This is a genomic window from Parolsenella sp. (assembly GCF_982402205.1).
In genome coordinates this window covers 1-1,877 of the sequence record NZ_CEVYAT010000207.1, presented here as the reverse complement: position 1 = coordinate 1,877, position 1,877 = coordinate 1, and the positions used below count along the sequence as shown (strand labels likewise).

Sequence of the window (1,877 nt, the reverse complement as noted above, 5' to 3'; positions counted from 1 at the left end):
GTAGTCGCGCGCCAGTGCTGGCGCCCGCTCATCGCCGCCCTGGTGGCGACGCTCGTGGCCGCGCTCGCGCTCGTGTGCGCGCCGGCGCCAGCACTGGCGCGCGACTACTCGATCGACGCCGTCGACATCGACCTCACCGTGAACACGGACGGCTCGATTCGCATCGTCGAGGAGCGCGAGTTCAACTTCGACGGCTCGTTCAACGGCGTGTACTGGGACATTGCGACGAGCGCCCCCGCCGAGACCTCGAGTGACGTGAGCCCATGGGTCTCTGACCTGTCGGTCGAGGACCTCAACCAGAGCTGGGGCACGTTCAGCGAGGCGTACAGCGGCGACCCCGGCACCTACGAGGTCAGCGACTATTACTCGTTCACGCGCGTCAAGATCTACACGCCCCACGAGGACGAGCGCGCCCGCGTGCGCATCTCCTACACCATGAACAACGTGGTGAACGCCTGGGCCGACACGGGCGAGCTGTACTGGAAGTTCGTCTCCGACGGCTGGGACGTGCCGTCTGACAACGTCACCTGCCGCGTTCACCTGCCGGTTCCTGCCGGCGTCACGGTATCGGGCGGCGACAACGTGCGCGCCTGGGGCCACGGCCCGCTCGACGCCTCGCTCTCCTTTGACGGCAACGACGTGGTCTACACCGTGCCGGGCGTGGGCACCGACGAGTACGCCGAGGCCCGCATCACCTTCCCGGTGGAGTGGCTCACGGACATGGTGCCCTCGAGCACCTCGCGGCTCTCGACCATCAGGGCCGAGGAGCAGCAGTGGGCCGACGAGGCCAATGCCCGCCGCGAGCGCGCCCGCGCCACGATTCTCGTGGGGACGGGCATAGGCGCTGTCAGCTGCGTGGGCATCGTGGCGCTTGCCGCGCTGCTGACCCTGCGCTATCGCCGCCGCCACCGCGCCCAGTTCGACGACGACTACTTCCGCGACGTGCCCTCCGACGACCACCCCGCCGTGCTCGCCGCGCTGTGGGCGGGCGGCAAGGTGCCCTCCGAGGCCTTCACCGCCACCCTCATGAAGCTCACCGACGACGGCATCATTGGCCTGTCGCTCGTGAAGGACGACAAGGGCCGCGACAAGGACTACCAGATCGAGCGCGGCGACCGCAAGGCCAAGAACGACATCGACTCGGCGGCCATGAACCTGTTGTTCAATGTCGTGGCCCCGCGCGGCAAGGACCGCCGCTGGCGCGACGCCCCGGCCGGCGGCTACAAGACGCTGCGCTTCTCCGACGTCAAGCGCGCCGCCAAGAAGGCGCCCCAGACCTACTCCGAGGCGCTCGACGAGTGGCGCGACGAGGTGAGCGGCCGCTGCGAGGTACGCAACTTCTTCGATGAGGACGGCTTCACCGGCCGCGCCCTGCTCTTGGTCTTCTCGATCCTGCTGGCCTGCGTGGGCGTCGTCGCCTCGGTCTTCTTGCTCGATGCCGAGGCCTGGGTCAACGGCCTGGTGCTGCTCGTCCTGAACCTGGTGGCGTGCACCGTGGCCTGCGTCCTCGCCACGCGCCTGCGCCCGATGTCGCGCGAGGCCATCGAGCTGCGAGCCAAGCTCGCCGCGCTGCGCAAGTGGCTCAAGGAGTTCACGCTGCTGGGCGAGGCCGTGCCGCGCGACGTGGCCCTGTGGGACCGCCTGCTGGTCATGGCCGTGGTCCTGGGCGTCGCCGACCGTGTGATCGAGCAGCTCAAGGTGGCCGCGCCCGAGATCCTCGCGGACCCGTACTTCTACAGCTACTGCTGGTACGGCAGCTACGGCCGCCTGGGCTCGCCGGCGAGCGTCTTCACCACGAGCTACGAGAGCGCCCACCACGTGAGCACGGCCGCGATGGCCGCGTCCTCGAGCAGCTCTGGTGGCGGCGGGGGCGGCGG

1 protein-coding gene is annotated in these 1,877 nt (G+C 69.5%); it reads left to right on the top strand.

The window, feature by feature from the left end:
- Positions 1 to 1,877 (top strand): DUF2207 domain-containing protein (locus tag AC1VTH_RS08065; protein WP_481335654.1); only part of this gene is annotated, 1,877 nt, incomplete at both ends.